We start from the raw sequence: 6,614 nt of genomic DNA, 5'->3' as shown, positions 1-6,614 counted from the left end.
TGCGGAAGTGGCGGAACTGGCAGACGCACCAGCTTGAGGGGCTGGCGGTAGCAATACCGTGTAGGTTCAAATCCTATCTTCCGCACCAATATCATCTGAGGGGCTTCGCCCCTCAGACTCCCCTGCACGCTCTCTCGCTCGCGGCACCCACCGAACGGCGAGGGCGCCGCTCACTCCGTTCGCGTGGCTCGCTCGCTGCGCTCACTCGCGCGTGCGCGTGACGCTTACGTCCCGCGCACCAACATCATCTGAGGGGCTTCGCCCCTCAGACTCCCCTGCACGCTCTCTCGCTCGCGGCACCCACCGGACGGTGAGGGCGCCGCTCACTCCGTTCGCGTGGCTCGCTCGCTGCGCTCACTCGCGTACCTGACCGTTCGCCGCACACGACCGAGTCACGGCGGCTACTTCGGACACGCGACAGGAGCGGGTTGATGCCGTGCCGTGTCGCACGCAAGCAGCCGGAGGGGAAAACGGGAGAGTTTCGCCGTTACACCGCGAACGTTCCCCAGCGTCGACGACACACCCAGACAAGCGTTCCGGCCGCGACGATGGGACGTAAACCGTTCGCGTCTAAATGGCTTATGCCAAGGTGGCTCGGCGCTTTGAGGGGCTGGCGGTAGCAATCCCGTGAAGGTTCGAGTCCTTTCTTCCGCACCAATAACTTACGGCGTTTCCGGGGGGACCGAGAGCTGGTGAACGTGGGGGGCTGGCTAGAGGCTTGACGATCGTGCCGAATTGATTTCAGTCTATCGAGACCTCGGTTTCACGAGCGAACTTGAGCGAGCGTTATTACACGCGGAATCGAAGTGTTTCTCGCAGCTGACGATGCCTTCGACTTCAAAGCAGTGATGGGAAGCGTCCGGGCGTGTCTAGAAGAGATTGTAACCGCCGCCATTCAAAGATATGGCGACGTCGTCGGGGTCGATCCAAATTGCTGACCGCGCTGGGGATGTTTGGTGCATGCCGTAGTTCGATGGTGAAGAACGGTCTGCTCTCAAAGATTGAAGGCGATGCAATTCAAGCGTTCTATGACTTCTTGTCGGTCGAAGGTGCTCACGCGCTGAGCAGCCAACGGACGCAAGCACGACTCTCAAAGAACATGACCATCGAGTGGGGACTCTTGATTCTGAGTCGGGTTCGCGCGGCTGCGCCGTCGTAGATCTCACTTAGAACGCTGCGCCGGCTCGCTCCGTTTGCCTGACTACTTGCACGGATGGGCTGACGCATCCGTATTGAAGATGTGCGAGTCGATCAGCCAGCCAGAATCAGACCGCCTGAGCGTCCAAATATAGCGGCGCGTCTCCTTGACGGGACTCTTCGCAGCCGACGAACACGGGAGTAAGACCGAGTATGTTCCGGTGTTGTACGCGAGAGGACCCTCGTACACCAGTTGGTCCGAATCCATCGTGACAGACGAGACTCCTGCAGCAAACGCGCGTTGATACCAGCGCTCGATATTTGCGCGACCCTTCACGGCCGGTTCGTTCGATGGAAAGAGGGTCGCGTTGTCCGCATACAACCGCGCGACACCGGCGACGTCTTTATTCGCAAACGCCGCGAGAAAATCAGCCAGGACCTTCGGCTTGATCTGAGGCTCCTGGGCGCGAGCACTCAGGACCATCGTGAAGAGGGCTACTGCACTCGAGACGACTCTCAGCCTAAGCATGACGGCTCCTTGGCTTGTTGCCGATTGACGACGGTGGCCATCGTACATGATCACTGCATACCACGCTCGGGCGGGCTGCGCCATCACCGCAACGTGGCGCAGCGAGTCGGCAGTACCGACCTGCCGGTTGAGGTAGTGCACTCGCCCCGGGGCGAGTGGGCTACCGCGGAGGGTTCGCTTCGAAGCTCGGAGCGCCTGCTTACTCATCGACGAGAAAGCGCGGGGGGGATCGCTGTCACTGGAAGAAGATCCGGCGATACCCGCCGGCGATGAGGGCCGAGACATCTGCGAGCACGCGTGGCAGTCGAAGACCGCCCGGATAGGCAAGATATCGCGGTTCCCACACGGGATCGAACTTCTCTTTGAAGGCGCGCAGCCCCTGGAAGTTGTAGACGGCCTCGCCGTGCTCGTAGAGAAACGACGCGAGTCGATTCCACAACGGCGCCACGGGTGACTGTTCGAACCCCGAGAGCGGGGCCATGCCCAGCGAGAACCATCGGTAGCCCTGCGCCCTGCCCCACAGCATCACGTGCGCGAAGAGCGCGTCCATGACCTCTTTGGGTGCGTGCTGGTCGTAGCGCATGAGATCCACCGAGAGTTCGACCCGCCGTCCGCCCTCCCAGAGGTTGGCGAATGCGACGATCCGACCGTCGCGCTCGATGACCGCGACCGGAAACCGCGCGATATAGTCAGGCGCAAAGAACCCGAGGGAGAACCCCTTCTCGGCCGCGGCATGCCGCGCGAGCCAGTCATCCGAGACGGCGCGCAGCTGATCCATCACCCGCGTCACCTGTTCGGCCGGCAGCACTCGGAACGAGCCCCGTTCCTTCTCGAGCCGTGCGAGGGCGTATCGACGCTTCTTGCCGCGGCCGCCTTCGATCGTGAAGGTCGTCAGGTCGACGCGCGCCTCCTCGCCGAGCTTGACGAACGTCAATCCGACGTCGGCGTAGTGGTGCAGATGCTCGGGCGAGACTTCATAGAACACTGGCACCCCGCCGAAGTCGTCACAGCGTTCCAGAAAGCGTCGAACGAGAGCGCCGACCCGATCCCGTGGCCCCACCGGGTCGCCCAGCGCCGCCCAGGTGCGGCCCTGCACGCCGTACATCACGAACGCAGACCGGTCGTCGTCGAAGAGGAGCGCCTTGTCACGCAGGAAGACGAGGTTCGGGAACGTCCCTGTCTGTGCAGCGATCACGGCGGCGGCGGCGTGCAGCTCGGCATCGGTCGGCTTCGGCGCCTCGTGCGGGGCGTACCCGAACAGGCGCGCAAGGGCGAAGAGGAGCAGGGTGATGCACGCGCCAACCGTCGCGCGCAGCATGCGGGACGCTTCGCCGTGCAACTCGAACTGCCACCACAGGTCGTTCGAATACTCGACGTGCTTGAAGGCGAACAGCCCGAGCCAGAGTGACGCGCCGACCGCCGCGATGACGGCCATGATCCAGCCCGGTGAGAACTTCGTATCGAACAGCGACGCCCGGCGATCAAAGGCCGGCTGCGCGCGCCAGAGTACGACCAGGACCGCGGCGAGGACGATCGCCTCTTCGTAGTCCGCACCCTTGAGGAGCGATGCCAGCATGCCGCCGGCGAGCGCGACGGCGGTGAGCACGTAGGCGGCGTCGAGCCGGCGCGCGAGTCCCTGCGAGAGCAGTAACAGAACCGCCCCGACGACACTGCCCGCGAAATGGGAGAGCTCAATCACACCAATGGGCAGCACGCGATCGAGGAAGCTCAGGCGGCCTGGCGCAGCCGGCGTGGCGCCCGACGCCAGCAGGACCACCCCCGCCAGGAAGGTGAATGCGGCGAGCACCCGCGGCGTCAGCTGCTCGGTCAACCATCCGAGCGCCGCACCGACCCGCGCCGCTTGCGACCGCCGCTGATGGAGCTCGTCGGCCACGAGCCCGATTGCGGCGATCGACAGGGGAAGCAGGTAGTACACGGCACGATAGGCAATCAGCGCGGGCACGAGAGCCGTCGACGGGATGAAGGGTTTCAGGAGCAGCACCATCAGTCCTTCGAACACGCCCATGCCGCCGGGAACGTGACTGGCAAGGCCGAGGAGCTGCGAGGCCAGGAACGCACCGAGCAGGGCGAGAAACGGGACAGCGCCGGACGGCAGCAGCAGGTAGAGGACCGCCGCTGCGATCGTCCAGTCCAGAACCGAGATCGCGAGCTGCGCCAGTGCCAGCGTCGCCGATGGAAGCGGGAGTTCGAGACGCCGAAGCCGGATCGGGCCCAGTCGGAGCGCGGCGGCCGCGACATAGCCGATGCTGATCAGCATCAGCAGCCACCCAATCGGTGCCACCATGGACGCCATCGGAACGCCCAGGTCGCCCGGCAACGGACTTCGCGCGAGACTGAGACCGCCGATCAGCAGGAGACCGAGCCAGAACGTGACCACGTACGAAAAGACGATTCGCGACAGCTCTTCTGCGGAGATCCCCCATCGCGTGTAGAACCGGTAGCGAATGGAGGCCCCCGACAGCATCGCGAACCCCACGTTGTTCGAGATCGCGTAGGCGAGGAACGACGCCATCGCGACATGGCGCGGCGGCAGACGCTTGCCGAGATAGGCAAAGGCAAGAAAGTCGTAGCCGGTCAGGACTGCGTAGTTGACGGCCGTCAACAGGACGGCGAATGCGACGTGCCAGCGTGGAATGTTCGACACGTCCGTCGCCAGTCCATGCCACGTGACCGCCCGCAGTTCCGTCCGCAACACCTCCAGCGCCGCGAAGAACAGCAGCACGCCAACGAGGGCAGGGACCGCGGCGCGGAGCCGTGCGAGCATGCCCCTCACCGCGGAGCGTGCGCGTACACCCAGGCGACGGCCTCGAGCAGCGTTCGGTCGAAGTCGCCGAGATTGTCGCTGAAGCGATGGTTCGACGCGTTGACGATCCAGAGCCGCTTCGGCTCATGGGCCGCCTTCAGGACTCGCTCGACTTCGCTGACCGGCACGAACTCGTCGCGGGTGGAGTGGATGGCCGCCAGCGGCAGCGGCGCGACCCGCGTGACGACCGCAGCCGCGCTGAACGAGGGCTCGTCGGGGGCCCGGTGCGTGAGGTAGATCAGCGAGTCCTTCCAGCGCCAGCCAAGCTCGTTGACGTCGGGCAGACCAAGGCCGATGACACCGGCAATGCCGCGCCTTGTGTCCGGATCGGTCGCCGCGAGCACCGACAGACCGGCGCCTTCGGAGACGCCGATCAGAATGGGTCTCTTCCCCGTGGCCTTCGTCGCGAAGTCGGTCAGGACCCGGTAATCGGCCGGTTCGTCTTCGGGTCTGAGTGTCGACCGCTCCGACGTAAAGCTGGAGAGGTAGATCTTCGCATCGAATCCGACGACGTAGAACCCGCGCGCGGCAAGCGTCTCGGCGACATGAGGTGCCAAGTGAATCCATCCGCCATCGCCGCTCGACACGATGACAGGGGCGCCTTGCGGAGACCCGTAGATGTGCAGCGGCTGTTGATGGCCCCGTATCTCGACCGTCTGACGGCTTTGCGGCCATGCCGGACCCGCCGGCCCGATCGTCGCGGTCACGATCGACGCACAGAGGAGCATCAGTTTCACGTTGACCCGTGCCGCCTCGGTCGTGCTCGTGCTCCCGAAGCGGCGTCCGGCAGATACTGCCACAGGGAGCGCGCTCCTCGTTCAGGGGATGAACGGAATCGCCGCAGTCCAGCGCGCCAGCCGCGACAGCCTGAACGGGTCGTTCAGCCGCAGCATGAAGCGCCAGCCTTCGCCGCCGTGCGCGACGTCGAAGCGTGCCGTCGTCGACGTGTGCGAGTGTACTCGCAGGCCGACGCCGTACCCGGTCTTGTCGAAGCCGAGGTCGCGCACGCGCGCGGCCACGGTGCCCGAGTCGACGAACATCGCCAGGTCCATGTGCTCGAAGAGCGGCCATCGGGATTCGACGGTCGCCAGCAGCAGGTGCCGATCGTGGAAGCGGTAGCTGGCATAGCCGCGGAGGGTGTTCGAGCCGCCGAGGCCGGGCGTCATGTAGAACGGGACCGCGTGACCGGCTGACGTATCCGACGCCACACCCCACGCGTGCAGCGCGATGATCCACCGGTCGCTCAACAGCGGGATGAACTGCTCCCCCTCGATCTCGTAGCGGCGGAAGCTGTACGCGTCCAGCGTGCGATCCGAGTAGGCGGCGGCGGCGGCGCGATACACGCTTCCCCGGGTCGGGTGTCCGGGATGGTCTCGCGTGTCCGTAGTGATCGCCACCTCGGCATGGAGGAATTGCGGCGCCTTCGTCACGATCATCGCCGGGTCGTTCGGGAACGTGGTCTGCGCGTCGAGATAGTCGCGCTTGAACGCGCCGGTGGCCGACGACACCGACGGCCCGTCGAGCCATCCGAAGCTGCCCGACAGCGCCAGCCAGTGCTCAGGGCGATAGCGCGCATACCCGACCACATTCGTCGTCTCGAGGCGGTACTGGCTGCGCAGGTCTTCACGGGAATCCGGACCAAGGCCGAAGTAGCTCACCTGCTTCGAGTCCTGCCAGAGCGTCTCCGTTCCGACCGCCAGTTTCCCGTTCAGCAACAGCGGGAATTCGAGGCTCGCGTCGGCCCTGACATAGCCGCGCCAGGAGACCTGCGCGAAGGTATCGAACACCGCGCGGCCATTCAGGAAGCGTTCGCGGTAGCCAGGACCAACCGAAAGCCAGCCGGCGCCGGCGATCATCTTCCCGACCTTGGGATAGAACCCTTCCTTTGCGTTCCCCGAGTCGCTTTCGAGGAAGCGGTTCACGAAGTCGGTTGCAGCGGTGATCGGCGCGGGTTCGCTGAAGAGGGAGGGAGCTTGCGGCGTCACGGGCGCGGGCGCTTCCTGGGCCAGAACGGGAAACGAGACCACCGTCATCAGAAGCGTCGCCGCGGCGACTCGTGAGCGGCACCCGGGGACAGTCGGCATTGCAGACGTGGCGTGTCCAGCCATGGGTCACCTCGTAAAA

Annotated in this window: 4 protein-coding genes and 1 tRNA gene; 1 reads left to right on the top strand and 4 read right to left on the bottom strand. The window is 65.0% G+C overall.

Annotation, left to right across the window (positions count from 1 at the left end; translation table 11 throughout):
* The first annotated feature begins 1 nt into the window (after position 1).
* Positions 2-88: transfer RNA gene (locus VFK57_20050), tRNA-Leu, on the top strand.
* Positions 89-1,201: 1,113 nt separating this feature from the next.
* On the opposite strand, the gene VFK57_20045 is transcribed toward VFK57_20050, so the two are convergent.
* The 4 genes from VFK57_20045 to VFK57_20030 all read right to left on the bottom strand — a co-directional run bounded on the left by VFK57_20045 (position 1,202) and on the right by VFK57_20030 (position 6,598).
* Positions 1,202-1,807: a DUF4440 domain-containing protein gene (locus VFK57_20045; protein ID HET7698017.1), complete on the bottom strand. Its 606-nt coding sequence runs from the start codon at positions 1,805-1,807 to the stop codon at positions 1,202-1,204.
* A gap of 94 nt (positions 1,808-1,901) precedes the next feature.
* Positions 1,902-4,451, bottom strand: coding sequence for a bifunctional lysylphosphatidylglycerol flippase/synthetase MprF (mprF, locus tag VFK57_20040; protein ID HET7698016.1), 2,550 nt, complete (start codon positions 4,449-4,451; stop codon positions 1,902-1,904).
* Positions 4,452-4,456: 5 nt separating this feature from the next.
* Positions 4,457-5,290, bottom strand: coding sequence for an AcvB/VirJ family lysyl-phosphatidylglycerol hydrolase (locus VFK57_20035; protein ID HET7698015.1), 834 nt, complete (start codon positions 5,288-5,290; stop codon positions 4,457-4,459).
* An 18-nt stretch (positions 5,291-5,308) separates the two neighbouring features.
* Positions 5,309-6,598: a BamA/TamA family outer membrane protein gene (locus VFK57_20030; protein ID HET7698014.1), complete on the bottom strand. Its 1,290-nt coding sequence runs from the start codon at positions 6,596-6,598 to the stop codon at positions 5,309-5,311.
* Positions 6,599-6,614: the final 16 nt, after the last annotated feature.

Source organism: Vicinamibacterales bacterium, from assembly GCA_035699745.1.
Taxonomy (GTDB): Bacteria; Acidobacteriota; Vicinamibacteria; order Vicinamibacterales; family 2-12-FULL-66-21; genus JAICSD01.
This window is presented reverse-complemented; position numbering and strand designations above follow the sequence as displayed.